Here is a 25,173-nt window from a genome sequence, read left to right as displayed (position 1 = left end):
ATAAAACCGGAAGACAATGGACGATACAATATTAAATTTTAATTATCCTACGGATACTCCCAAAATCATTAAGGTGATTGGTGTTGGAGGCGGTGGCGGAAACGCTGTTACTCATATGTATAAGGAGGGCATACACGATGTTACATTTGTGTTATGTAATACGGATAATCAAGCCTTGAACCGTTCGGATGTTCCTATCAAGTTGTTGCTGGGACGTGAGATCACGCAGGGATTGGGCGCGGGAAATAAGCCGGAACGTGCGATGATGGCGGCCGAGGAGAGTCTGGACGATCTTCGAGGTATGTTGAACGACGGTACGAAGATGGTATTTATTACCGCCGGTATGGGTGGTGGTACCGGTACGGGTGCCGCTCCGGTTATCGCTCGTATCGCGAAGGATATGGGAATATTGACGGTAGGTATCGTAACCATTCCTTTCTTGTTCGAGGGTGAGCGTAAGATTATACAGGCCTTGAATGGTGTGGAGGAGATCGCGAAGAACGTGGATGCCTTATTGGTAATCAATAACGAGCGTTTGCGTGAGATTTATTCGGACCTTTCCGTGATGAACGCTTTCGGCAAGGCCGATGATACCTTGACGATCGCCGCCAAGAGTATCGCGGAGATCATTACGCTTCCGGGTATTATCAACCTCGACTTCGCCGATGTTAACACCACGATGAAAGATGGTGGTGTCGCTTTGATGAGTAATGGTTTTGGTGAAGGAGAAGGACGTGTTCGCCAAGCGGTGGAAGACGCTCTGAATTCTCCGCTATTAAGCAACAACGACGTAAAGAACGCCAAGAAAATCCTGTTCAACGTATATTTCAGCGAGGAAGCCGAGTTGCGCATGGAGGAGATGAACGACGTGCATAACTTTATGTCCGAGTTCAACCGTGATATAGAGGTTATCTGGGGTACTGCCGTGGATAATACATTAGGTAATAAAGTGAAAATGACGATCCTCGCTACTGGATTTACGATGGATGATATTCCATTGATCGCTGATAAACGCAGGAATGAAGCCGCTCAGATGACGGAAGAAGAATTGCGCTTAGAAGAAGAGCGAATCGAGAAAGAGCGTAAGGAGCGTGATTTGATTGGTAAATATTATGGTGCTTCCGCGCAAAAGGTGGGTCGTTTTACCTCTCGTGCGAAAGCGGTAGTTTTGACTCAGGAAGAGTTGGACGATGATGCCTTGATCGCTTTGATAGAGGATAATCCGACTTATAACCGGGATCCGAAGATCGTAGCCCGTGCCCGTTCCAAAGTAGCGGGAGAGGATATTCAAGTATCGGCTCCGACAACGGCGAAGCAACCGGCTAACCAACCTCGCCAAGATTCTCAGCGGGGGGGTAAACAAGTGATCAGTTTCCGATAGTTAATAATATAATAAGGATATGGATTTATTTGAACAAGTCAGTGAAGACATTAAAAACGCGATGAAGGCGAAAGATAAAGTCGCCTTGGAGACATTGAGAAATGTAAAGAAATTTTTCTTGGAAGCGAAAACCGCTCCGGGAGCCAATGATACGCTGACGGATGCGGATGCCTTGAAGATCATGCAGAAGTTGGTGAAACAAGGGAAAGATTCTGCTACGATTTATGTGCAACAGGGCCGTCAAGACCTAGCGGATGTTGAGTTGGAGCAAGTAAAAGTGATTGAGAAATATTTACCTCAACAAATGTCTGCCGAGGAATTGGAGAAAGAATTGAAAGCTATTATCGCTCAAGTCGGTGCCGCTGGCCCGAAAGATATGGGTAAGGTAATGGGTGTAGCCTCAAAAGCATTGGCAGGAAGAGCCGAAGGACGGATGATTTCCGAGACGGTTAAGCGTTTACTTAATTAATTGATTCATACGAAGACCGTACTAAGGGCATTCTGACAATTACTCGTTAGAATGCCCTTGGTACGGTTTTCTCGTATATACCTTTTCCTTTGACAATTTAATTCTTTAGAAAACCATGATTACTTTTACATGTTGTCTGATAGCCCTTATCGTTGGATATTTTACGTATGGTAAATTTGTCGAGCGGGTGTTTGGCGTAGATCCCTCCCGGGTTACTCCTGCTTTCACGAAACAAGATGGTGTCGATTATATACCCTTGCCTACTTGGAAGATTTTCATGATCCAATTTTTGAATATAGCGGGTCTGGGACCTATTTTCGGCGCTATCATGGGGGCTAAATTTGGGGTAGCTTCTTTCCTTTGGATCGTATTGGGAAGTATATTTGCGGGCGCTACCCATGATTTCCTATCGGGAATGCTTTCGTTGCGGCATGATGGAGAAAGTCTTCCTGAATTGATCGGACGGTATCTGGGGAATAACTTTAAGCAATTTATGCGGGGCTTTACGGTTATCTTGATGATCTTGGTGGGTGCTGTTTTCGTAGCTGGGCCTGCAGGGTTGCTGGCTAAACTGACTCCGGAATATCTAGATGCTACGTTCTGGATTATCGTCGTGTTCATTTATTATATACTGGCTACTCTATTACCTGTTGATAAGATTATCGGAAAGATCTATCCATTATTTGCCATCGCTTTGCTATTTATGGCCGTAGGTATCTTGGTTATGTTATTTATTAACCAGCCGCCGTTACCTGAGATTACGGATGGACTTGGTAATACGCATCCGGGAGGCTTGCCTATTTTTCCGATCATGTTTGTTAGTATCGCTTGTGGCGCTATCTCTGGCTTTCATGCTACCCAAAGTCCATTGATGGCCCGTTGCATGAAAAGTGAGAAATACGCCCGTCCCGTATTTTACGGAGCGATGATTACCGAAGGTATCGTAGCCTTGATTTGGGCCGCCGCTGCTACGTATTTCTTCCATAATAACGGAATGGAGGAGAACAATGCCGCTGTCGTAGTAGACAGTATCACGAAAGAGTGGCTGGGCGCTGTCGGAGGTGTATTAGCGATACTGGGTGTGATAGCAGCTCCGATTACTTCTGGCGATACGGCTTTCCGCTCGGCTCGTCTGATTGTCGCAGACTTCCTGCATATGGAGCAAAAAACGGTGGTCAAACGTCTGATGATCTGTATTCCCATGTTTATCGTTGCGATAGGAATCTTATTATATAGTCAAAAAGATAAGGATGGCTTCGATATGATCTGGCGTTATTTCGCATGGAGTAACCAGACGTTGGCAGTATTTACCCTATGGGCCTTAACCGTATATTTGGTACAAGCAAAGAAGTTATATGTGATAACCTTGATTCCCGCCTTATTCATGACGGCGGTATGTTCTACCTATATTTTTGTAGCTCCGGAAGGGTTTGGTCTTTCCTCCGGTTTTTCTCAACTTTTGGGGCTACTAGTTACACTGAACGTTTTCGGGATCTTCTTAGTCTGGAAAAGAAAGAAAGTATAAAAAAGGCTGGCTTACATTTAGCCAGCCTTTTCTGTCGTTATTGTTCAAGTGAATTAAAGCACTTGTATGCCTTCCTCACGGGCTTGTTCCTCCCCGGAAGGAGTGATTAATTTATAACCCTTGCCGTGGATGTTGATGATCTCGATACCCGGATCGTCTTTCAACAATTTACGTAATTTCGTGATATAAACGTCCATGCTACGAGCGTTGAAATAGTTATCGTCTACCCAGATTGTCTTCAAGGCGTAGTTACGCTCAAGGATCTCATTTGCATGGGCGCACAACAAGCTTAATAATTCGCATTCCTTCGTAGTAAGTTTCGTAACCTTGTCGCCGATAGCCAACGTTTGTTTTTGGGTATCGAACAAGAAGTTTCCTAACTTGTAGAAAGGAATATCTTTCATCTTCTTACCTTTCACACGGCGAAGGATAGCCTCGATACGAAGCAATAGCTCTTCCATGCTAAACGGTTTTGTCAAGTAGTCATCCGCACCGATCTTGAATCCTTCCAAGATGTCTTCCTTCATAGTCTTGGCTGTAAGGAAGATAATAGGGATATCAGGATTGATAGAGCGAATTTCTTGTGCCAAGGTGAAACCATCTTTCTTTGGCATCATGACATCCAACACACAAAGATCGTATTTACCTTTGGTAAAACCTTTGTATCCGGCTTCTCCGTCAGAGAATAGGTCCGTTACATACCCTTTAGCTTGTAAGTATTCTCTTAAAAGCATTCCTAAATTCTCATCGTCTTCACAAAAGAAGATCTTTAGTTTTTCTTCCATAACTAACTTTTTATAAGAGGTAAAGTAATAATAAATTTTGTTCCAATGTTTCCGGCACCACTTTCAGCACGGATCGTACCTTTGTGGTCCTCAATAATTTTGCGTACGTAAGCGAGTCCGAGACCGAACCCTTTCACGTCATGTACGTTGCCTGTCGGTACGCGGAAGAAACGGTCGAATACCTTTTTCAGATATTCTTTCTTGATACCGATACCATTATCTTCCACGGAGATCAACAGCTTTCCGTTCTCGTTCCAAGTGCGTGCCATCAATGTAAGCGGAACTTCCGGGCGGCGGTATTTAACCGCATTGTCCATCAAGTTGAACAATACATTGGTGATATGCATTTCATCCACATATATATCCGATTCTGTAGCTTGCAGGTCTATATCCATTGTACCGCCGTACTTCTCGACCTTTAAAACGAAGGTGTTAGCCACGTTCGCTACCAAATCATTCGCGTCAATTTCTTTCAATTTAAGCGCTGCTTTCTGTCGTTCGAACAAAGACATCTGTAGCACTTTCTCGACCAAGAAGCTCAATCGCTTCGTCTCGTCGTTGATTACGCCGGATATATGCTTGAATACGTCCGGACTCTTCGTTATATCCGAATCCTTCAACATCTGGGCGGCGAGCGAGATCGTGGATACCGGTGTCTTCAACTCGTGCGTCATGTTGTTGATAAAGTCGTTTTTCATCTCGGATAACTTCTTCTGACGGAATACGATGTAAATCGTGAAGACGAAGGTTATCAACAGGATCAATGAGAATATAACCGATGGAACGATGAAAGTAATAGAGCTTGAGATATAATCCCCTTTCGTCGGAAAATAAACTCTCAAGTAGTTTAGTTTCGATGGGGGATCGTTCGGGAAAAGCACTTGGGTGATCACGTCAGAGGCGATCGGTTGCTTTTGGAATTCTCCGCTCTGGTATACTACATTTCCATCTTTGTTAATAACAGAAAACACAAACGGCAAGTTCAAACCGTTGTTAATAAATTCTGTTTTTAAGTAATTGTTCAGCTTTTTAAAATCTATACGTTCCTCGATCGGCTTTAGATTCGCGGTGTATAAGATGTTGTAAATCACCTCCTCTATCAGTCCACCTTGGTACTGGTAACGTCTTTTTAGTGTCTTCTGTAAATCTTTAGATGTGTTTACGATGCTGTTGGCAGACTGCCGTTTTGACAAGGAAGAGAGCGGCTCGAACTTATGGGCGCTAAAACTTTGCATCTCTATTTGTTGAACGGTTCCATTAGAATCCTTGATCTGTAATTGGTATTTCTCATGGTTGATCACTTGTCCTAGGCTTTGGGCATCCGGGGCATTTTGATACATGAAATTTGTCTCATCCCGGTTGATATCATCCTCGAGGTATTTACGGGTCTCATCCAATTCCAGATTCTTAGATACTTGGCGCAGGCTTCTTTTGACAGTCTCATTGAACTGTTCGCTGCGTGTCTTAAGTATAATGCTCACATAGTTTACCTGTAGGTATAATAACCCGGCGAAGGCAAAAGCCATAACTACCGCAAGCAACCAAATTGTCGACTTCCTCATATCAATATCTTTCTCTTAATATTGCAACAAATAACGTATGTTTTAGTTTAATATTTACACAAAAAAGGTAAAAATAATTCGTTTAAAATGTTAATAATACTTTGTGGGCATAGAGAATATATGCTAGCTAAGCATTGAAACTCCGCTGTTAATGCACTAGTTAGCGTTATTTTATCCTAAGTTTTTTATATATTATCCTACGTAAAAACAAGTCCGGTGCGTTCTTTGTTGCGCCCGGACTTTATAAAGTCTCCACTTAGGGGATTAAAATCGATGTCCCGGAGGAGGACCCATTGGACCTCTTCCCCGTCCGCTTCTACCCGGCGTTTTCACGTCGCTGGCACTGGCTCCACCTTTGAAGATGCTGAACCGATAGATGAAGTGTACCATGAAATAACTGCCTAGCGTGTTATATTCTGAGTCTTGTATATAGCTAGCGGTAACGGAACGGGAGATATTGCTTCGTTGTTGCAGGATATCGTAGATCTTGAAACGGAGCGTCCCTTGGTTATTCTTTAAGAAAGACTTGGAGGCTGAGGCATTCCATAGGACTTCGTTCTGTTTGAATCCGTCCCCGTAGCCAGAGTTGGTAGACCAGTTCACGTCACTCTCTATCTTGAAATTGAGGGGCAGATAGATTGTCGTGTAACCGCCGGCTCCGTAATTGAAGGTGTTTTGGTTATTTTCCTTTTGCAGAGAGTTGCTGGTGGCATTGTAACGAATATTCCCGTTTACGCCCAGATCCAGATAAGAGGAGCGGAAGTCGATACCACCACGTTCGGACAATATGAGATTCCGGTTCGTATTCTTCTCCTCGTTGATATATCCGTTGCTATTAGCGAACGAGGCCATTGTCATGGAGTTGATGGAGAATTTCTTATTCTTCAAGGGGGTGTTCAACATCATACGGACGTTGCCACTATAGTTGCCATTTACGTTTTTGTAAGTGGTGGTCTTTACACCTGTCTCTTGGTTATAAGAGGTATAACTTACGATATCGTTGATGATATAACTACCGTTTGCCATGATCATGAAGGCCCGTTGTTTCTCCGGCGTGAACTGTTGGAAACGAATAAATACGTTGTTCGTATAGCGGGGATTCAAATCCGGGTTACCGATCGTGATATTCGTCGGGTCCGAGATATCCGCTACCGGTTGTAATTGAGTCATGCTCGGTTGGCTGGTACGGCCATTATACATGATACGAAGATTCGTACGCTTATCGAACATATAGTTGAATTGAGCCATCGGGGAGAGGTTGACCACCTTACGGGTTATCTTGGATAAGGTCGTGTCGCCAACGAAATTCTCGCTGCTGGAATAGGATGGGTCCAGATTCAAGCCGATCGTGTAGTTGAACTTTGCCCGTTGAGACTTGAAGCTCAAGCTGGCCCGCTGGCTGATAAAGTTATTGCGATAGCTTTGGCTGTAGGCGGAATCTAATACATTATATATACCATCAGCGTCTTGGTTGTAAACATTCTTCAAGGCTTCTTGTTTCCGTTGGCTGATGCTATAAGTGGCTTGGATGAAATTATTATGCCCGATCGGTTCTACCCACGATACGTAGGCCCGGTAATTGAAACCTTTGTTGTCGTAACGTGAGCGCTGGTCGATAATGCTATTCTTCAAGGCATCAGTCTGGTTGAAATAAACGATGTCGGAACGGTTCATGCCGTCACTGTACGAATCGCTATTGCCTCCGGAAAGGGTGGCGCTGAACACACGCCCTTTGTTATTCAGCTTACGGCTGAAATCGATGCTGGCATTTAGGTTGTACCCGTTACTTTCCGAGTAATTGTTGGATTTGTTGGTATTGACCGTATCCCGTTCGTTATCCAAGGTGGTAGCATCACTGAAATTGTCATTCATGCTATGGCTGAGGCTGAAACTCGGGCGGAAGATAAGTTGAGTCATCGTGTCCGGTTTCCATTCCAAGCGAAAGTCTACGCCAAAGTTATCGCTCTTCGTACGGCTCATCGCCTCGCTATTATCGTAGGAGGAACTATCTCCGGGAAGAATATTCTGCCGGTCGCTCTTGCTACGAGCGTCATTGTCGGAATGGGAATAACGAGTATTTCCCCCAAGAGTTAGTTTATCCGGCTTGAATTCCTTGCTGAAATTCAAACCTGCGTTTCCGGAAGAGGTGATACCGCTACCCGCTCCGAAACCTCCTCGTCGGCCTCCACCGCCTCCCATACCGGAGAACATTGTTGAGGCTAGATCGGAAAAGCCCATATTATTCGTGTTATTCGCTCCCCCCATGAACGTGATCTGGTCATTATTCACGAAACGATTGACCATGGCGTTGCCTTCATACCGATCTTTACTTCCGTATCCGCCATATGCGTTGCCAAACCAACCTTGCTTCATGCCGGGTTTCACGGTTAGGTTGATGACGGTCTCTTCCTCTCCATCGTCGAAGCCAGTCATTTGGGCCATATCGCTTTTTTTATCAAGTACCTGTAATTTATCGATCATCTTGGCTGGAAGATTCTTGGAGGCCACTTTCGGGTCATCGGAGAAGAACTCCTTTCCGTCCACCATTACCTTTTTCACCTCTTTTCCATTGACGGTGATCTTGCCTTCGCTATCTACCTCCACACCGGGCATCTTTTTCAATAAATCCTCCAAAACGGAGCCTTCGGTTACTTTATAAGAATCCGCGTTGTATTCCACAGTGTCGTTGCGAACGGTAACCTCGGGTGCCTTACCTATAACTACGGCTTCTCCCAACTCGATCGCTCCGTCGCTTAATTCAAGTTTACCTACGTTTACGGGGTTTTTCTTTCCGGTGATTTGCAAGGGTTGGTACAATGGATCGTATCCGATGAATGTGATGTGTAGTAAATAACTTCCTTTCTTTACGTTTTTCAAGGTAAAACTACCATTACGGGCGCTCACCACACCTCGTACCATGGCACTGTCTTTTACGTTCAGCAATCGTACCGTTGCTTGCTCGATGGGGGTATCACTACCTTGCTCAACGACAGATCCGGTAACATTAACACCGCTTTGCTGTGCGAAAGCCATCGGTGAAAAAAGGATCATCAACAACATCAAAAGGCACTTTCCCGATTTCATAACTATATGGATTACATTGTTTACAATTACGAAAAGATAGACAAGGTTCACTCAAAATAGTTTAATATAACTTTTATGGATTTGATATTATTAACAATCGTGCAGGCCTTTGGATTTATGGAGAGTATTCTTAGAACAAGAACATTATAAAAGGTAAATAGTCCTTCAATTTAACCCGCAATATTTTCAAGGATTGTGTAATCCGGTATTCCACGGTTTTGATAGAAACCCCCAAGGCCTCTGCGATTTGGGGATTAGATTGCTCTCCGAATCGGCTAAGTTTAAATGTCTCCCGGTAATTCTCAGGCAATTCTTCGATCGCTTTCGTGATATTCTCTGTAAGCTCGTTTACGAAATAGGTATCAGGATTCTCAAATTGATCTTTAATCTTATCATAAATCAGGCTATGTACTCGCTCATGATACAATTGCCTTTTGATCGCATTGAGGCAACGATGCTTAACAGCCATAAAAAGATAGGATTTTAGGGATATCTCTACAAATAAGGAATTTCGGTTTTCCCATATAAATAACATTAGCTCCTGAATAAGTTCTTCGGCATCCTCATCAGAAACATATTGGGAAGCATATTCGCATAGCGGCGAATAAAATTTGATAAACATCTGTTTAAAAGCGTCTTTACTTCCTAATTGTATTTGTTCAATTAAAGTAGAATCATCCATAGCACCTTCTTCATCCTTTCTTTTCTGTAAGCAAAGATATATTTTATCTTGGATATTCAAGGTTAAAATTAGGGTAACCGCATCGAAATATCACTTTTAGGACATCCTTATCGCAAGATATACTTACTTTACCGATGAAGTACTACTTACTTTACTGATGAAGTATATATCCAATGGGAAAGTAAGTAGTAAAAGTCTAACGGTCTTCCGTAAAAAAAATTGATGCGGTTACCTTGGACTAAAAATGAGAAAGTTGAAAAAAATTGCTTTTTAGTTAAGGGTGTGTTCTTTCAGGATTGTCTTAGTTATAGAAACAGATAAGAATGAAAACTGAAAATAGACATATTAATTTCCAAGAGCCGGAAGGTATGATGCTTTTACGGTATATAAAGGACACAGCTTCCAATGAGGAAAAATCTTATATTGAAGCTTGGCTGGAAGCGGATGAAAATAATAAGAGGATCTTATTACAGACCGCCCGTATATATTATGCGAACAATGCGATGGAACGGATCGCTAGCCGAAATCCATTGATTGCCTACGAAAAGCTGGAACAACGATTAGCAAAACGGACCCGTTTATATTGGCTGAAGAGGTTCTCTGTCGCTGCGGCTTGTATAATTGCTATCATTGGACTATCAACCTTATTTTCCCATAGAAAGGTTGATTCTGAATTTGGAGATCCTCAAATTATAACACTTCAGGCAAATGCGGGAGTCCGTACACGCTTTAATTTACCGGATGGTACTGTTGTTTATCTAAATTCGGGTAGTGTTTTATCCTATCCGATGTCTTATGACCAAAAAGAAAGAAAAGTATATTTATCAGGAGAAGCCTATTTTAAAGTCACTCACAACGAAAAACAACCTTTTATTGTCAGTACTTCAGGAGATCAGCATAGGGTTAGAGTTTTAGGCACGGAATTTAATATACAAGCTTATGGGGATGAGAATATAATTTCGACTACTTTAGTGACGGGCTCCGTAAATCTCGAGGTGAAGAATAAATCAGGGAATGTGAGTCATAGGACGTTACTACCATCCGAAAAAGCGATTTGCAACTTGGATAAAGAAGAAATTTCTGTGATGAAAATAAACACGATGTATGAAACCGCATGGATGGATGGCAAACTGATGTTCAAGGATACGCCTTTACCTGAGGCTTTGAAAAAATTGTCATATTACTATAATGTTGAATTTGTGATTCAGGATGCGGAGATTAAAAGCTATTGTTTAACCGGTATTTTAGATAATAGGTTGCTATCTCAGACACTAGACTATTTGAGAATATCTTCAAATATTGATTATCGTATAGAAGATATGAAGACAGATGACAGCAAAGGTACTAACCGTACTCGAGTTATACTTTGGAAAGGAAAATAAAGAAAAATGTATAATAATTAAATAATATGGGCCTATGGAATAAAAGAACAAGAATGTAGACTTGGTCTATCTAAAAAACATATGGGAAAATGTTACCAGCATCTTCCCATATGAAACAATTTGATAGAAGGTCTTTAAACCGACTAAGAAATTTATTTTTTAATCTTAAATCAATTACAAAAATATGATGAATAATTTATATTTCCAACTTGATGGAGATAAATCAACGTTTGTCAGGTTGGTATCTAAAATATCAAGAATTATGAAGTTGACCTTATTTCTTGTATGTTTATCAATTAGTATGTCATTTGCTATGACAACAAATGCTCAAAGCACCTCACTTTCTTTTAAAGCGACAGATCAATCTATAAAAGAAGTTTTGGAACTGATTGAAAGTCAAACTGATTTCCACTTCTTTTATAATAGTAAATTAGTTGATATCAATCAAGTAATATCTGTTGATATAAAGGATAAAGATGTGTTCACTACATTAGATCATATATTTGAGAATTCGAATATACGATATAAAATAGTAGGAAAAGATGTGATTCTATCAGTAAAAGGCAGTAAGTCTGATCAAAATGAAAAGACAGTAACAGGTACTGTTGTTGATGAGACGGGGGAGCCTATTATTGGTGCAAATATTGTAGAGAAGGGTAAAGCAAATGGAACTATGTCTGATTTGAATGGTCATTTCTCTATTGTAGTGTCTTCCGATGCGGTACTCCAGATTTCTTATATTGGATTTTCTCTTCATGAAGAAGCCGTGAAAAATAAAAATGTACTTCAGGTCATTATGAAAGAGGATACACAAAAATTAGATGAGGTAGTCGTTGTTGGTTATGGCTCAGTTGACAAAAAAGAGTTGACTTCTGCTGTAACCGCTGTTTCTAGTAAAGACTTTTTACAAGGAGCATTTACAAGTCCGCTGTCAATGATCGATGGAAAAGTATCAGGCGTTAATGTCTCGAATGCGGCGGCGGCAGATCCTAACTCTTCTCCTAATATCCAGATGCGAGGTGCTTCTTCCATAGAGGCAGGGAATTCGCCATTGGTTATTATAGACGGAATGCCGGGTGCAGATTTAAGAAGTGTCGCTAACCAAGATATTGAATCAATTACAATATTGAAAGATGGTTCGGCTGCAGCGATTTATGGTTCACGTGCAGCGAATGGAGTTATTTTGGTGCAAACAAAAAAAGGAAAGGCTGGAAAAGTTTCTATATCTTATGATGGCTATATCGATCATGATATGGTAGCTAATCAACCAGAAGTACTTTCTGTGGATGAGTTTCTTGCGCATGAAAGAGATGTAGATTTTGGTCATCGGGTGGATTGGTATGACAAATTGTTGAATAAGAGTAATCTGGGTCAAAGTCATTATTTAGCTGTTTCAGGAGGAGGTGAAAATTTGACCTTTAGAGCTTCAGCCAATTATAAGAAGAAAGATGGCTTGGATATAGCGTCTTCTAGAAAAGAGTATGGAGTTAGAATGGGATTCACCGCAAAGACATTAGAAGGTCTGCTAGAGATTCAAGGAAACTTGTCCACACGAGTTATCAATGAGGAATATGTGGATTATGGCGTATTTCAGCAAGCGGTAAAATTGAATCCGACTCATCCATTGATGGATGAAAAAGATCCTTCTAAATATAGTACTCTGTATGGGTTTGATACCTATAATCCTGTAGGATGGTTGAAAGATAAGGAGGATGGAGGTGATAGACAGTTTTCCCTTGCTGATTTTAAAGTGAAACTAAATATTTTACCGACGCTAAATACTGAATTATCTCTAGCTAGACAGAGTCAAGAGTATTTTAAACGTATATATGTTAATTCAAATCATAAGGAATCTATAGATAATATGCGTTCCGGACGAGGAACTCTGCAGGAAGAAAATTATACGGATTATACATTGGAATGGATCGGTAATTATTTTACGACAATTGACAAGCATACAATTAAATTAATGGCTGGATATTCGTATCAAGAGTTTAATCATCGTAGTTTTTCTTCAGAGAATGCAAATTTTCCTTCGGATGCGATGTCCTATAACAATCTGGAAGCTGGAGATTGGAATATGGCAGCAGGTCGTTTAGGGGTATCTTCGTTGAAAGAAAAAGAAAAGACAATAGGTTTTCCTGCGCGATTGATTTATAACTATGATGATACTTACTATTTGACGGCTTCTGTTAGATATGAAGGAAATAGTAAATTTGGGGCAAATCATAAATGGGGATGGTTCCCTGCAGCCTCTGCGGCATGGCGAATGTCAAGTTTGCCTGCTATTAAAAATATAGAGGCCATCAATGATTTAAAACTCCGTTTTTCATATGGAGTTACAGGGCGCTCTGGTTTCCCAAAGTATTCAGCGTTGGCTCGTTATGAGCAAGGTGGGTATTGGCTAGACGATAATGGACAATGGACCCAAGCGTGGGGACCTACGAATAATCCTAATCCTGATTTACATTGGGAAAAGCAGATATCTTATAACTTGGGTGTGGATTTTTCTCTTTTAAAGAATAAGTTATCAGGTAGTTTGGATGCCTATGTAAAACAAGGTAAAGAAGTAATTTCTAATTATGACGCTCCACTACCCCCTTTTATGTTTGATCAGATATTTACAAATGTAGCTTCTACTAGTTCAAAAGGTTTGGAACTGACTTTAAATTGGGATGTTGTAAACATGAAAGATTTTAGTTATTCGACTAATCTAGTTGCTTCTTTTACGAAATCTAAACTGGATAAATTCTCGAATGGTACATATCAGAAAGGATATATGGATCGATATTTACTGCCAGCTCCCGGAAATCCCGGCTATGCCCAACGCTTACAAGACGGAGTGGAAATTGGTTCTTTTTATGGCTTAAGATATGCGGGAGTTGATGATAATGGCAATATGTTGGTTTGGAAAGACGCTAAAATTGGAGGAGAAAAAATACTCGCTAATGGTGAAGCTAGTGATACAGACAAAGATTATATTGGCCATGGAACACCTAGATATTCTTTGTCTTGGGGGAATACATTTCGATATAAAGGATTTGATTTAAGTCTATATTTCCAAGGGCGCTTTGACTATCAAATATTGAATATGTATCAAATGTATTATGGATTAGTTGCTGAACCGGGTATGAATTTATTAGAAGATGCTTATGGAAAGAATGGGCATATTAAGTCAGGAAAAGTGATGTGTGATTATTTTTTGGAGGATGGAGATTATTTTAGGTTGGATAACATAACTTTAGGATGGACTCCAAAATTAGATACAAAGTGGATTAGCAATTTACGGGTATATGCGACAGTTAAAAATGCGTTTACTATTACGAAATATTCAGTAATGGACCCGACATCTGTGGATATAAATGGTCTAGAACCAGGTATTAGCGGTCTAAATGTGTATCCTATTGCCAGATCATTCACATTTGGAATTCAAATTTCATATTAATCTTAATTTCATTTATTATGAAGAAGTTTAAATATATAATAGTTCTTTTCGTAATGGGATTAATCTCATTTTCTTGTACAGATTTAGATGAAGAGATTTTTAGTGAGATTACAACGGATAACTATTATCAAAATAGCAATAATATTTATGCGGCGTTGGTGAATAACTATGCTAAGGCTTTTAGTACGGGTTGGTCTGATGCTCGATACTTTTTACAGGAAGTTACTGCCGACCAGTTAATGATTCCGACAAGAGGAAAACATGGTTATAATGGTGGGGAGTATGTTCGTTTGCATGAGCATAAATGGACTGTGGAGGAGAATTTCGTATATAATGGTTGGGCTGCTCCTTTTCAAGGTATAGCATTATGTAATAATACATTGTCTGATTTTGAAAATCTAGATTTCTCTACGTTTAAATTGACGGAAGAAACGAAAAATGAATATATAGCCGAATTAAGAGCTCTTCGGGTTTGGAATTATATGTTTTTAATAGATTTCTTTAGGCATGTACCAATTGTTACAGATATAGAAGAAGTGAAGGCTCAATCTACACCCCTAGAAGTATTTAACTTTATGGAGTCAGAGCTTTTAGCTATATTACCGGACTTACCTAAAAATAGGGGGGTATCTAGGTTTGATCAAGCAGGAGTAGCTTCTATACTTGTCCGTTTATACTTGAATGCGGAAAAATGGATAGGAATCTCAAAATATGATGAATGTGAGCAAATGGCTCAGGCTATATTAGATGGAAAATATGGAGAATATAGTATTGACCTTGATTATAGAGGCCCGTTCCGCTCGGGGATAAACGGTTATAGATCTAAAGAGAATATTATGGAATTTGCGATTAAGAAAAATTATTTTGAGGCATCTTGGCTATATAATATGTGGATGCACTATCAAGATCGTTATTCCTTGGATAATGACTGGCAAGGTTGGAATGGAGGTAATTTAGCACCGTCTCGGGACTTATATGGAAATTTATACCAAGATAAATTAGGTATGCCGTTTGAAAAATTCCCGGATGGAGATATCCGAAAGAAAGCTTTTAGAGTTATTTCAAATGATGGAGATTATGAGGGCTTTTTCTTGATGGGAACTCAATATAAATTTGATTATGAAAAAGGGTATGGATTTACAGATGAAGTAATAACTGGTACGGAAGAATATAATGGTAAACCTCTAGTTTATGTGGATCAAGTTGGACGTTTTTCGGAGGGAGAGACTGGTTTAGCCAAAGGATCTCATGTAATTTACGGAGAAGAGAATACAGGATATCGTTTGATAAAATTCCCTTGGTTACCTCAATCGAAAGATTTGTTCCAAATGAACTCTATTCCAGAGATCAGATTGGCAGAGATTTATTATTCGTTAGCTGAATGTAAATATAGATCAGGGGATAAGATAGGGGCTGCTCGGTTGCTGGATGTGGTTAGGAAACGTTATTATAAAGCGGAAGATTGGTCTAAATTTAGTTACGAATCTAATATCTCGAAATTAACCGATGATGAATTTGTCGATGAATTAGGTCGTGAGTTCATAGGAGAACGTCATCGTCGTATTGATTTAATACGATGGAATCGTTTTAGTGAAGGTGCGTGGTGGGATAAAACTCCGGATGCGACGAATCAAGACGTATTTCCGATTCCTTATCGTGCATTGAATGCGAATCCTTTGTTAAAACAAACAACAGCTGGCTTTTAATAAATAGAATCGATATATGAAACAGTTTATAAATGTAAAAAGAGTATTTACCGTATTGATTATACTTTTGTTATTAATATCGTGTAGGGTCGAAACTGATTATAGACCATTATTTGACAAAGATTTATCAAATGCTGATTATGATAGTTCGGTTTGGACCTTTAAAAATGGCATACTTACTGCCACAGCCGATCAATCTATTTGGACAAAGGTGCAGTATGAAAATTTTATCTTGGATTTAGAATTCAAGACAGATGTGAATACAAATAGTGGGGTTGTGATTTATTGTACGGATAAGGGTAATTGGATCCCATCTTCCATTGAGATTCAAATAGCGGATGATCATCATCCTGAATGGCAATCATATCCAGAATATTGGCGTTGTGGTTCTATTTATGGACATAAAGGAGCAAATGAACAATTGGTCGTGAAGAAACCGGGAGAATGGAACCGAATGATTATCACTGCTAAAGGTCAGCAGATAGATATCGAATTGAATGGAAAACATATTGTTTCGGCTAATTTAGCAGATTGGACTTCTGGAACAACAAATCCAGATGGAACAGAGATTCCGGAATGGCTACCAATCCCGTATGCGAATATGCCAACAAAAGGTTATATTGGTTTGCAAGGGAAACATGGAGAATCTAATATTTGGTTTAGGAATATTCAACTGAAACAACTTTAAAATCATCATTATTATGAGACATATATCAAGAAGAGATTTTTTGAAGACAGGAGCTTTAGCAGCAGGTTTAACGATCGTACCAAATTCTGTTTTAGGTAAAACGCATGGGTTTACTTCACCAAGTGATAAATTGAATATTGCTGGAGTTGGTGTCGGTGGAATGGGCCGTGGTAATTTACGGAATATGAGTACAGAGAATATTGTGGCTTTATGTGATGTAGATTGGAGATATGCAGAGAAGACTTTCAATGATTATCCAAAAGCAAAAAAATTTAAAGATTGGCGTGTTATGTTCGATGAGTTCGGAAAATCAATTGATGCGATATTGGTTGCTACTCCAGACCATACACATGCAGGAGTTACTGCTCATGCTATTACATTAGGGAAGCATTGTTATACTCAAAAACCTTTAACTCATTCTGTTTATGAATCTCGTTTACTAGCAAAACTCGCTAAAAAATATAAAGTAGCGACGCAAATGGGTAATCAAGGAAATTCTTTTGATTGGTGTCGTCAAATAGCAGAGTGGATTCAATCCGGTGTTATTGGGGAAGTATATGAAGTTCATTGTTGGACAGATCGTCCGATTTGGCCTCAAGGATTAATGCGGCCTAGCGATAATCCGAAATGCCCGAAGACTCTTGATTGGGATTTGTTTATTGGACCGGCGCAAAAAAGACCATATAATCCAGTTTATACACCTTGGAATTGGCGGGGATGGTGGGACTTTGGAACGGGTGCTTTAGGAGATATGGCTTGCCATATTATGGACCCACTTTATTGGGCACTTGATTTGAAGTATCCGATAAGTGTGATAGGTAGTTCAACCTTGAGTAATTTATATTCGCCACCTCATGCACAAATTGTAACTTATACGTTCCCGGCTCGTCCCCCAAAAGGAAACACAAAAATGCCTGAGGTTAAGGTATATTGGTATGATGGAGGTTTAATGCCTCCTCGTCCGGAGGAATTAAAAGATGGACAAATGATGGGAGATGAAAATGGTGGTATTATTTTTATTGGGACAAAAGGGAAAATCATGAGTGGCTGTTATGGAATGAATCCAACTTTATTGCCCGTATCTGATATGGAACATTTTAACCAGCCTAAGCCTTCAATACCAAGAGTTAAAGGAGGTAATGGCAATATTTGGTCTACGAATGCCCATGAGCAAGATTGGATTCGTGCTTGTAAAGAATCTCCAGAAAACCGAGTAGAATCATCTTCAAATTTCCAATTCTCCGGACCTTTTAATGAAATGGTAGTAATGGGAGTTCTTGCGGTACGTCTTTCTGGTCTTCATGGGCTACATAGAGAATTGTTATGGGATGGAGAGAATATGAAATTTACCAATATATCTCCTACTGACACAATTAAGATTGTAACAGTTGATGATTTTAAAGTTGTTGATGGTGATCCTCGTTTTGATCGTCGTTTTGCGGACTTTAATGCTCTTGATGTTGCGAATGAGTGGATTAAGCATACTTATAATAATGGGTTTAGTTTACCCAGTATGCCATTCTGAGAACATAGAAAGGTCGTGAACTTCTGTTGGATGTCATTTAGTTAAAGAGTATCTGTAGTAGATAGAGGTTATTTCTTTTCAAGAGGAAATAACCTCTTCTTATTTTTTTATTTTATATTTGTTCGGTCAATATGTGCTAGAGGAGATGGATGTAGAACGGATATACCTAGAACGATTACGAAGCGGTTCATACAGAGACTTTACGAAACTGTATGAATCATACGCTTCACGCCTATATGCGTTCGCATTGCACTTGACTCATTCTGATGCTCTTGCAAAAGATATTGTACAAGAGACATTTATCAAAGTGTGGGTGCGGAGAGAACAAATTGATTTAGATATGTCTTTCAGTGCTTTCCTATTTACGATGGCCAAGAACCAATTATTGAATGAGTTTCGTAGGCAGGCAAATAGTCCGCTTTTTTTGGAAGATGTTGTACTGAATGAGTCTGGAGATGGAGAGGAAACAGCGATTGAACGTAAATTATCTTTTGAGGAATTTAACCATAGACTGGAAATAGCGAAACAAAAGTTGACACCTCGCCAACGAGAACTGTTTGAGTTAAATAAGGAACAAGGTATAACTATAACAGAAATAGCGGCTAAAGCCTTAATTTCAGAACAATCTGTGCGTAACCAGTTATCGCAAGCCTTACATGTTTTAAGAAAGGAGCTCGGTAAGTATGCTTTGCTGTTCTCTCTTTTCTTTATCGGATAAATAAAATTGAAAAATAATATTCTTATGTTTTATAACATCTAAAAAGGCATGTTATAAATTAACGGCTCATGTGTATACCTTATAAAAAGGATATTATGCAGGAATCACATACATATTATTTGCTCTCAAAGCACATGGATCATACGATCTCTACGGAAGAGTTGAAAACACTACGGCTTTTGGTTAATTTGTCTGATGATGATGAATTATCGCTGTCATTGTCTCATTTATGGGAAAATGGGCGACCCTTTGAAGAGGTTGATGAGAGAATCATACGAGATATGTTCAGTGAGATTCAAAATCGAACGAGAAAAGAACGATTCGTTATGGTGTTTAGGAAACTGGCTCGTATCGCCGCAATACTATTAATACCTTTATTAAGTATATTGTCTGGTTATTTATATTTCAATCCAGTCGATCAGAAGGGTAGCATTGGCAATTTAGTGGTTCATGCCGATAGAGGGGAAAGATCGGGGGTGACTTTACCGGATGGAACACAAGTAAAACTAAATGCGGAATCGAGCTTAAGTTACACTCACGATTTCGGTCGAGAGCTTCGACAGGTTAATTTAGAGGGAGAGGCCTATTTTGAGGTGACTCGGAATGAGGATAAACCTTTCGTGGTACATACTGAATATCTGGATATAGAAGTGTTGGGCACAAGTTTTAATGTGTATTCGTATGAGCGGGAGAATGTCATGGAAATGGCCTTGATATCGGGACGGATCAAGATACAGACTTGTTCAGACCCTTCTCGTGTCGTTTATCTAAAACCAAATGAAAAAGCATTGTTCAATAAAGAATCGGGTATTATAACCGTGGAGAAAACAGATAATCGATTTGAAACGGCGTGGTTAAGAGGAGACCTCGTTTTTCGATCAACGAAATTAAGTGATGTCTTGGCCAAACTAGAGCGTAGATATGGCGTGAATATCCATTTGAATGATTTTTCTTTAGCGAATGACTTATTTACCGGAAATTTTGATAGTGAATATATCGTAGAGGTAATGGACCTTTTAGAGAGGCATTATGACTTTACATATGATATACGAGGAGATGATATCTTTATACATCCTTGAGCGAGTGAAAATAAAATGTATAACCTTAAATCAGTTCTTATGCGACAAGATTCTTCATAATAAAAACGGAACCGAAAAATGGTCGAGATTTTCCGGTTCCCCAATTAATACTCCATTTACGAGAATGGCGATCAAGCCATAAAACGGATTGTATCAATTTTAAAAAATAATATATGTTCAAAAGTAGAAAAAATCAATGTAGCTATATAATTTTTTTGGCTCTATTTCTGTTTTTTAATCCTATTTTGGTATTAGCTCAGACAGGAAGTGTCACTCTTTCCATGAAGAATGCTACATTAAAGCAATTTTTTGAGGCTGTAGAGAAACAAACCACATATATATTCTCTTATCGGGATGCTATAGTGGAAGGAAAGAAAGAGGTAACTTTAAACGTGACGAATCAGCCGATTCGGCGTTTGTTAGATGATGTACTGCATCAAAGAGACTTGCAATATACGATGACAGGGCATTCAATTGTCGTAACTTTAAAGACTGCCGGTAATGTAAAGCTGGTATCTGGTACTGTCGTGGATAGTAACGGTGAACCGATTATCGGAGCGAATGTTGTTGAGAAAGGGACTACGAATGGAACGGTAACGGATATTTCGGGAAATTTCTCATTAAATATAAATGATAGCGGTATTTTACAGGTCTCGTATATTGGGTTTAATACTCAAGATGTAGCTGTGAACGGAAAATCAAGTTTAATGATAAACTTGAAGGAAGATACTCAAAAACTGGATGAGGTAGTCGTTGTTGGTTATGGCGTGCAGAAAAAGTCGAATGTAACGGGATCTGTGGCTTCTATTAAGACGGATGATTTTAATGATTTAAATATGGATGTGTCGCATGTTATTCAAGGCCGTGTGGCAGGTGTCAATGTTTCCAATGGGAATATTATCATTCGTGGAGCGGCTTCTATCAATGGCGCAGATCCGTTGTGGATCGTGGATGGAGTGCCGGGTAGCGCTCCTAATTTTAATGATATAGAATCTATCGATATCTTGAAGGATGCGGCTTCGACTGCTATTTACGGTGCCCGGGGAGCAGGAGGTGTGATCCTTGTTACCACTAAAAAGGGAAAGATAGGGAAACTTTCTATTAATGCGAGAGTAAACTTTGGAATAGAGACTCCGATCGATTTGCCGGATATGCTGCATACCGCGGACTTTATTGACCGGAAATTGGCGGCAGGCTTCCCTAATAATCCCAATTCCGGCTGGGATAATCCCGCTTCGCTACCAGATACAGACTGGGAAGATCTGGTTTGGCGTAATGCTTTTAGGCAAAACTATTTTTTACAGATGACGGGTGGTAATGAGAAAACTACATTTAATATGTCTGCGGAGTTCTACAAGAATCAGTTTATCGAACGTTATTCATTTGAGGATGCGGGTAATTTCCGTGTGGCTAGCCAGACAAATATAAGTAAACGCGTGAAATTTTCCGAGATCCTGACTGTTGGTTTTAATAATACGGATCCCCATTTGTATGGGCAGACGAATAATGATTATGTTTATTACCGCCAAGTTCCTACGATGGTGCCTTATGATAATACCAACGAAGCTGGTGGAGGTTGGGGAAAACATCCGGCAGGTGGTTACTACGAGGGACCTAATCATGTGGCTACACTAATGTCTCATCATGAGAATGAACGTAGGTTTTGGGCCCGGGCAAATGCGATTTTGGATTGGGAGATTATCAATGATTTAAAATTCCAAGCGAATTTCTCTGCCAATTTTGACTCCCATGCGAATAATTTGTTCTTAGAGTCATGGAATTTGGGATCTTTATCTCAACAGGATTATTACTCGAAAGATTATGGCTCCGGTTATGATTTACGTATGTTATATACATTGACCTATGACCATACTTTTGGGGAGAAACACTATGTAAAAGGTATGGTTGGCTACGAGGCTTATCGGGCGACGGCTTCTTCGGCAGGTGGTTGGAAAAACGGCTTTTTGGTTCAGCCTTCGGATGATATTAGTTTAGGTACGGGAGATAAAGATGTATCCGGAACGAAAACGGAAGGTCGTAGTTTATCCCAGTTCGCTCGTGTAAACTATGCTTATGATGACAGGTATTTGCTAGAGGCTAGTATTCGTCGGGATGGTTATGATAACTTTGGTCCAGAGAATCGGTTTGGTGTGTTTCCTTCTGCTTCTGTCGGTTGGAATGTGGGAAAAGAGAGCTTCGTAAAGGATAATATAACATGGATGTCTCAATTGAAATTGAGAGGAAGTTATGGTAAAATTGGTAACAATACAATTCCTCAATTCTTGTATGAACCTTCTTTTACGAATAATTATCTATATTATTCATATGATGGGCAAAATACGCAGAGAGGATTCTGGTATTCAAATGTTGCGAATGCTACGATTAAATGGGAAGACGTGGCCCAATGGAATATAGGTGTTGACGCAAGTTTTCTGGATAATCGCTTGAATACGACAATCGAGTATTATGATAAGAAAACTTCCGATATGTTATATTCAGTAGGTGTGCCACCTTCTGCCGGACCTTCTTCGGAACCATTTAGCGAGACTTCTTCTTATCGGGCTAATATCGGAAAGATAAGCAATAGAGGTTTCGAATGGATGGTTCAATGGAGGGATTCCTATAAAGATTTCAGGTATGACGTGGCTTTTACGTTGTCTACCAACAAGAACAAAGTGGTAAAGTTAAGTGACCAAGTGAATCCGATCATTTGGGCTGGAAGCGATGCGGCTTTGAATAGTTCTATTTATCGTACGGAAAATGGACAACCGATGGGACAGATGTATGGATATGTCGTGGATGGTATTATTCAAGACCAAGCGGAAATCGATGCCTTAAACGCTCAATCTCCGGATGGATTGTACCAACAAGCAGGTACGGCTCCGGGTGATTTGAAATATAAGGATTTAAATGGAGACGGAAAGGTGACGAATGAGGATAAGACATATATCGGTAATCCTTGGCCGGATTTGATGTATGGATTGAATATAAATTTGTCATGGAAAGGCTTTGATTTAAGTATGGGCTGGTTAGGAAACGCAGGTGTTGATGTCTTTAATAGCGCTAAGCTTTATGAAAGAAGTTTCTATGGCGACTATAATACGACTTATAAGGTATATGAGGCGTGGAGTCCGACGAACCGGGCTACTTCACATCCTCGAGTAACGAAAGAGGACCCGAATGGAAACTTCAAGAATGTCTCCTCTTATTTTGTGGAGGATGGTTCTTTCTTTAAATTGAAGAATTTACATTTCGGCTATAATTTACCGAAATCAATACTTTCTCATTTGAAGATAGAAGGTTTGAAGTTTTATATTAATTGCGATAATTTATTTATTATCACAAAGTTTCAAGGAGATCCTGAATTGGGTGGTGGATATTTGGAACGAAATATGTATTCTGTGAAACGGGCTCCATCCACCCGCACCATTATGGGCGGTTTAAGTTTAACCCTCTAAATTAATAGGAAGATGAAGAAATTAGTTATATTATTAGCTGCTGCGTTAACTTTTAATAGTTGTTCGGATAGTTTTCTGGATTTATCAAATCCCAGTGCGTTATCTCCAAGTGTCTACCCTAAATCTATGGCGGATATGGAGACTATCGTAACATCAGTTTATGCAAATATGGTCGCTGTGCCTTTGTATGGAAAGAGGGTTATGGCGAAAGGGACATTCTGTGTGGATCATACGGTAGATATGGCTTGGACTGGTGACGCCAACTGGAACCAGTTGGCGACCAATCAAGTGACTTCTGATAATGCTTACATTGGGACGTTATGGATTGGTTATTATAAAATGATTTCTTGTGCGAATACCGTATTGGAGCAATTGGAAAGAATCGACAAGGAGAAGTTTACAGATGCGGATTTAGTAAGGCTTTCGCAGATGAAGGGAGAAGCTTTGTTTTGGAGAGGTTGGGCACACCAACAGTTAGTAGCGTTTTTTGGAGAGGGATATCCTTGCAACGGGGAGGGCGATAGAAAAGGTGTACCAGTTCGTTTACAGGTAGCATCGACTCCGGATATGCTAAATATAGAACGTAGCACGGTGGCCGAGGTTTACGATCAGATCTTGAAAGATTATGAGGCAGCCAAACTTTTGCTACCTGCTGTATGGGAAGAGCGGGCGGACTATCCACGTCCAACCTCTGTTGCCGTTACTAGTTACATCGGGCAAGCGAATTTGTATATGGGTAATTATGATGCGGCAAAGAAAGCGTTGAAAGAGGTTATTGATTCTTCCGGAAAAGAATTGCTCCCTTTCAATGAATATGCGAAGATGTTTAATGAGGATCAGGAGAAATTTAATAGAGAATCGATCTTAGAGATTAATTTCCGTAATGGGGACACTTCCGGATATTTTTGGTATGGAGAAGGTTCTCAATATGGATTGATCGCTGCCTTATGTTTCCAGAACGCAAGTGGAGATGTTGAGGCGGCCGGTTGGGGTAATATTTTCTTTCATGATGCGAATATTAAACGTTTTAATGGAGATCCTCGTTTGGATATCGCCGCTTTGCGTCCGGGAACTCCTGTTATTATGAATGGACAGCAGACGCAGGTTCTGAAATATAAGGATACGGAGGCTGACATTCAAGGTTGGAGCATGCGAAAATACAATCCGTTGAAAAGTACGGTGAATGAGTTGAATTTAGGGGTTGGTATTAATATGTATTTGATGCGTTTGGCGGATGTATATTTGATGTATGCGGAAGCTTGTCAGGCTACGGGAGATGAGGTAAATGCCCGGAACTATATGAATCTGGTAAGAAGAAGAGCTTATAATGGAGATAGTTCCCATGATATAACGGCTAGTGGAGAAGCTTTGAGAGATGCGATTCGGGAGGAACGTTTCATGGAGTTCTGCGGTGAGGGCGTACAACATTGGCAAGATGTTTGCCGCTGGAAGGTCTTGGATGAGGAGATTAGCCGTTGGTATGGAAAGACACGTGTTGGTAATCCGCATTATGATGCGAAAGATTTGTATTTCCCGATACCCAAGGTTGAAATGGAGAATAATCCGAATATGACACAAAGCATAGGTTACGAGAACGAGTAGATATAACTTGTTGAAAAGTTCATCAAAGAAAAGGAATAGGATGGTTCTCTTGGGATCGCTAATCCTATTCTTTTTTTATTCC

Annotated in this window: 16 protein-coding genes; 12 read left to right on the top strand and 4 right to left on the bottom strand. The window is 40.0% G+C overall.

Annotation, left to right across the window (positions count from 1 at the left end; genetic code table 11):
- Positions 1-16: 16 nt before the first annotated feature.
- From ftsZ to ACESPU_RS11600, 3 genes are all read left to right on the top strand, one after another.
- A complete protein-coding gene (gene ftsZ / locus ACESPU_RS11610) occupies positions 17-1,381 on the top strand; it encodes a cell division protein FtsZ (protein ID WP_057325988.1) in 1,365 nt (454 codons plus the stop codon).
- A gap of 19 nt (positions 1,382-1,400) precedes the next feature.
- Entirely contained in the window at positions 1,401-1,850 is a 450-nt protein-coding gene (locus ACESPU_RS11605) for a GatB/YqeY domain-containing protein (protein WP_005861384.1), read from the top strand.
- Between the two features lie 115 nt (positions 1,851-1,965).
- Positions 1,966-3,375, top strand: a complete 1,410-nt coding sequence (locus tag ACESPU_RS11600; RefSeq protein ID WP_221734911.1) for a carbon starvation protein A — start codon at positions 1,966-1,968, stop codon at positions 3,373-3,375.
- A 53-nt stretch (positions 3,376-3,428) separates the two neighbouring features.
- Here the strand turns inward: ACESPU_RS11600 and ACESPU_RS11595 are convergent, their stop codons facing one another.
- From ACESPU_RS11595 to ACESPU_RS11580, 4 genes are all read right to left on the bottom strand, one after another.
- The gene (locus tag ACESPU_RS11595; RefSeq protein WP_005861388.1) at positions 3,429-4,160 is read right to left on the bottom strand and encodes a response regulator transcription factor; all 732 of its coding nucleotides are present in this window, start codon (positions 4,158-4,160) and stop codon (positions 3,429-3,431) included.
- A 2-nt stretch (positions 4,161-4,162) separates the two neighbouring features.
- Positions 4,163-5,722, bottom strand: coding sequence for a sensor histidine kinase KdpD (locus ACESPU_RS11590; RefSeq protein WP_005861390.1), 1,560 nt, complete (start codon positions 5,720-5,722; stop codon positions 4,163-4,165).
- Positions 5,723-5,986: 264 nt separating this feature from the next.
- Positions 5,987-8,806 carry a TonB-dependent receptor gene (locus ACESPU_RS11585; protein WP_195205472.1) on the bottom strand — a complete coding sequence of 940 codons (2,820 nt, stop codon included), beginning with the start codon at positions 8,804-8,806 and terminating at the stop codon, positions 5,987-5,989.
- Positions 8,807-8,936: 130 nt separating this feature from the next.
- Positions 8,937-9,488, bottom strand: coding sequence for an RNA polymerase sigma-70 factor (locus ACESPU_RS11580; protein ID WP_008773829.1), 552 nt, complete (start codon positions 9,486-9,488; stop codon positions 8,937-8,939).
- 323 nt (positions 9,489-9,811) lie between these two features.
- On the opposite strand from ACESPU_RS11580, the gene ACESPU_RS11575 reads away from it, so the two are divergent.
- From ACESPU_RS11575 to ACESPU_RS11535, 9 genes are all read left to right on the top strand, one after another.
- Positions 9,812-10,870 carry a FecR family protein gene (locus ACESPU_RS11575; protein WP_009018305.1) on the top strand — a complete coding sequence of 353 codons (1,059 nt, stop codon included), beginning with the start codon at positions 9,812-9,814 and terminating at the stop codon, positions 10,868-10,870.
- Positions 10,871-11,054: 184 nt separating this feature from the next.
- On the top strand, positions 11,055-14,315 hold the full coding sequence (locus ACESPU_RS11570; protein WP_227713538.1) for a SusC/RagA family TonB-linked outer membrane protein: 3,261 nt from the start codon (positions 11,055-11,057) through the stop codon (positions 14,313-14,315).
- A 17-nt stretch (positions 14,316-14,332) separates the two neighbouring features.
- On the top strand, positions 14,333-16,021 hold the full coding sequence (locus tag ACESPU_RS11565; protein WP_158532580.1) for a RagB/SusD family nutrient uptake outer membrane protein: 1,689 nt from the start codon (positions 14,333-14,335) through the stop codon (positions 16,019-16,021).
- A gap of 16 nt (positions 16,022-16,037) precedes the next feature.
- Entirely contained in the window at positions 16,038-16,709 is a 672-nt protein-coding gene (locus ACESPU_RS11560; RefSeq protein ID WP_009018302.1) for a DUF1080 domain-containing protein, read from the top strand.
- Positions 16,710-16,722: 13 nt separating this feature from the next.
- On the top strand, positions 16,723-18,234 hold the full coding sequence (locus ACESPU_RS11555) for a Gfo/Idh/MocA family oxidoreductase (RefSeq protein WP_158532581.1): 1,512 nt from the start codon (positions 16,723-16,725) through the stop codon (positions 18,232-18,234).
- Positions 18,235-18,379: 145 nt separating this feature from the next.
- Complete coding sequence (locus tag ACESPU_RS11550; protein ID WP_008773822.1) at positions 18,380-18,952, top strand: RNA polymerase sigma factor; 573 nt, start codon at positions 18,380-18,382, stop codon at positions 18,950-18,952.
- A gap of 68 nt (positions 18,953-19,020) precedes the next feature.
- Positions 19,021-20,031, top strand: a complete 1,011-nt coding sequence (locus tag ACESPU_RS11545; protein ID WP_122297773.1) for a FecR family protein — start codon at positions 19,021-19,023, stop codon at positions 20,029-20,031.
- 281 nt (positions 20,032-20,312) lie between these two features.
- Positions 20,313-23,489: a TonB-dependent receptor gene (locus ACESPU_RS11540; RefSeq protein ID WP_373133369.1), complete on the top strand. Its 3,177-nt coding sequence runs from the start codon at positions 20,313-20,315 to the stop codon at positions 23,487-23,489.
- Positions 23,490-23,501: 12 nt separating this feature from the next.
- On the top strand, positions 23,502-25,091 hold the full coding sequence (locus ACESPU_RS11535) for a RagB/SusD family nutrient uptake outer membrane protein (protein ID WP_005867004.1): 1,590 nt from the start codon (positions 23,502-23,504) through the stop codon (positions 25,089-25,091).
- The last annotated feature ends 82 nt before the right edge of the window (positions 25,092-25,173 follow it).

The organism is Parabacteroides sp. 20_3, from assembly GCF_964238835.1.
Classification (GTDB): domain Bacteria; phylum Bacteroidota; class Bacteroidia; order Bacteroidales; family Tannerellaceae; genus Parabacteroides; species Parabacteroides distasonis.
The sequence above is the reverse complement of the archived record's forward strand: the minus strand, read 5'-3'. Positions and strand labels throughout refer to the sequence as shown.

Coding starts and splice junctions, on each gene's coding strand:
- ACESPU_RS11570 (WP_227713538.1), top strand. CDS start 11,055: ATGATGAATAATTTATATTTCCAACTTGATGGAGATAAATCAACGTTT.
- ACESPU_RS11565 (WP_158532580.1), top strand. CDS start 14,333: ATGAAGAAGTTTAAATATATAATAGTTCTTTTCGTAATGGGATTAATC.
- ACESPU_RS11540 (WP_373133369.1), top strand. CDS start 20,313: ATGAAGAATGCTACATTAAAGCAATTTTTTGAGGCTGTAGAGAAACAA.
- ftsZ (WP_057325988.1), top strand. CDS start 17: ATGGACGATACAATATTAAATTTTAATTATCCTACGGATACTCCCAAA.
- ACESPU_RS11535 (WP_005867004.1), top strand. CDS start 23,502: ATGAAGAAATTAGTTATATTATTAGCTGCTGCGTTAACTTTTAATAGT.
- ACESPU_RS11580 (WP_008773829.1), bottom strand. CDS start 9,488: ATGGATGATTCTACTTTAATTGAACAAATACAATTAGGAAGTAAAGAC.
- ACESPU_RS11545 (WP_122297773.1), top strand. CDS start 19,021: ATGTGTATACCTTATAAAAAGGATATTATGCAGGAATCACATACATAT.
- ACESPU_RS11555 (WP_158532581.1), top strand. CDS start 16,723: ATGAGACATATATCAAGAAGAGATTTTTTGAAGACAGGAGCTTTAGCA.
- ACESPU_RS11605 (WP_005861384.1), top strand. CDS start 1,401: ATGGATTTATTTGAACAAGTCAGTGAAGACATTAAAAACGCGATGAAG.
- ACESPU_RS11600 (WP_221734911.1), top strand. CDS start 1,966: ATGATTACTTTTACATGTTGTCTGATAGCCCTTATCGTTGGATATTTT.
- ACESPU_RS11595 (WP_005861388.1), bottom strand. CDS start 4,160: ATGGAAGAAAAACTAAAGATCTTCTTTTGTGAAGACGATGAGAATTTA.
- ACESPU_RS11575 (WP_009018305.1), top strand. CDS start 9,812: ATGAAAACTGAAAATAGACATATTAATTTCCAAGAGCCGGAAGGTATG.
- ACESPU_RS11560 (WP_009018302.1), top strand. CDS start 16,038: ATGAAACAGTTTATAAATGTAAAAAGAGTATTTACCGTATTGATTATA.
- ACESPU_RS11590 (WP_005861390.1), bottom strand. CDS start 5,722: ATGAGGAAGTCGACAATTTGGTTGCTTGCGGTAGTTATGGCTTTTGCC.
- ACESPU_RS11550 (WP_008773822.1), top strand. CDS start 18,380: ATGGATGTAGAACGGATATACCTAGAACGATTACGAAGCGGTTCATAC.
- ACESPU_RS11585 (WP_195205472.1), bottom strand. CDS start 8,806: ATGAAATCGGGAAAGTGCCTTTTGATGTTGTTGATGATCCTTTTTTCA.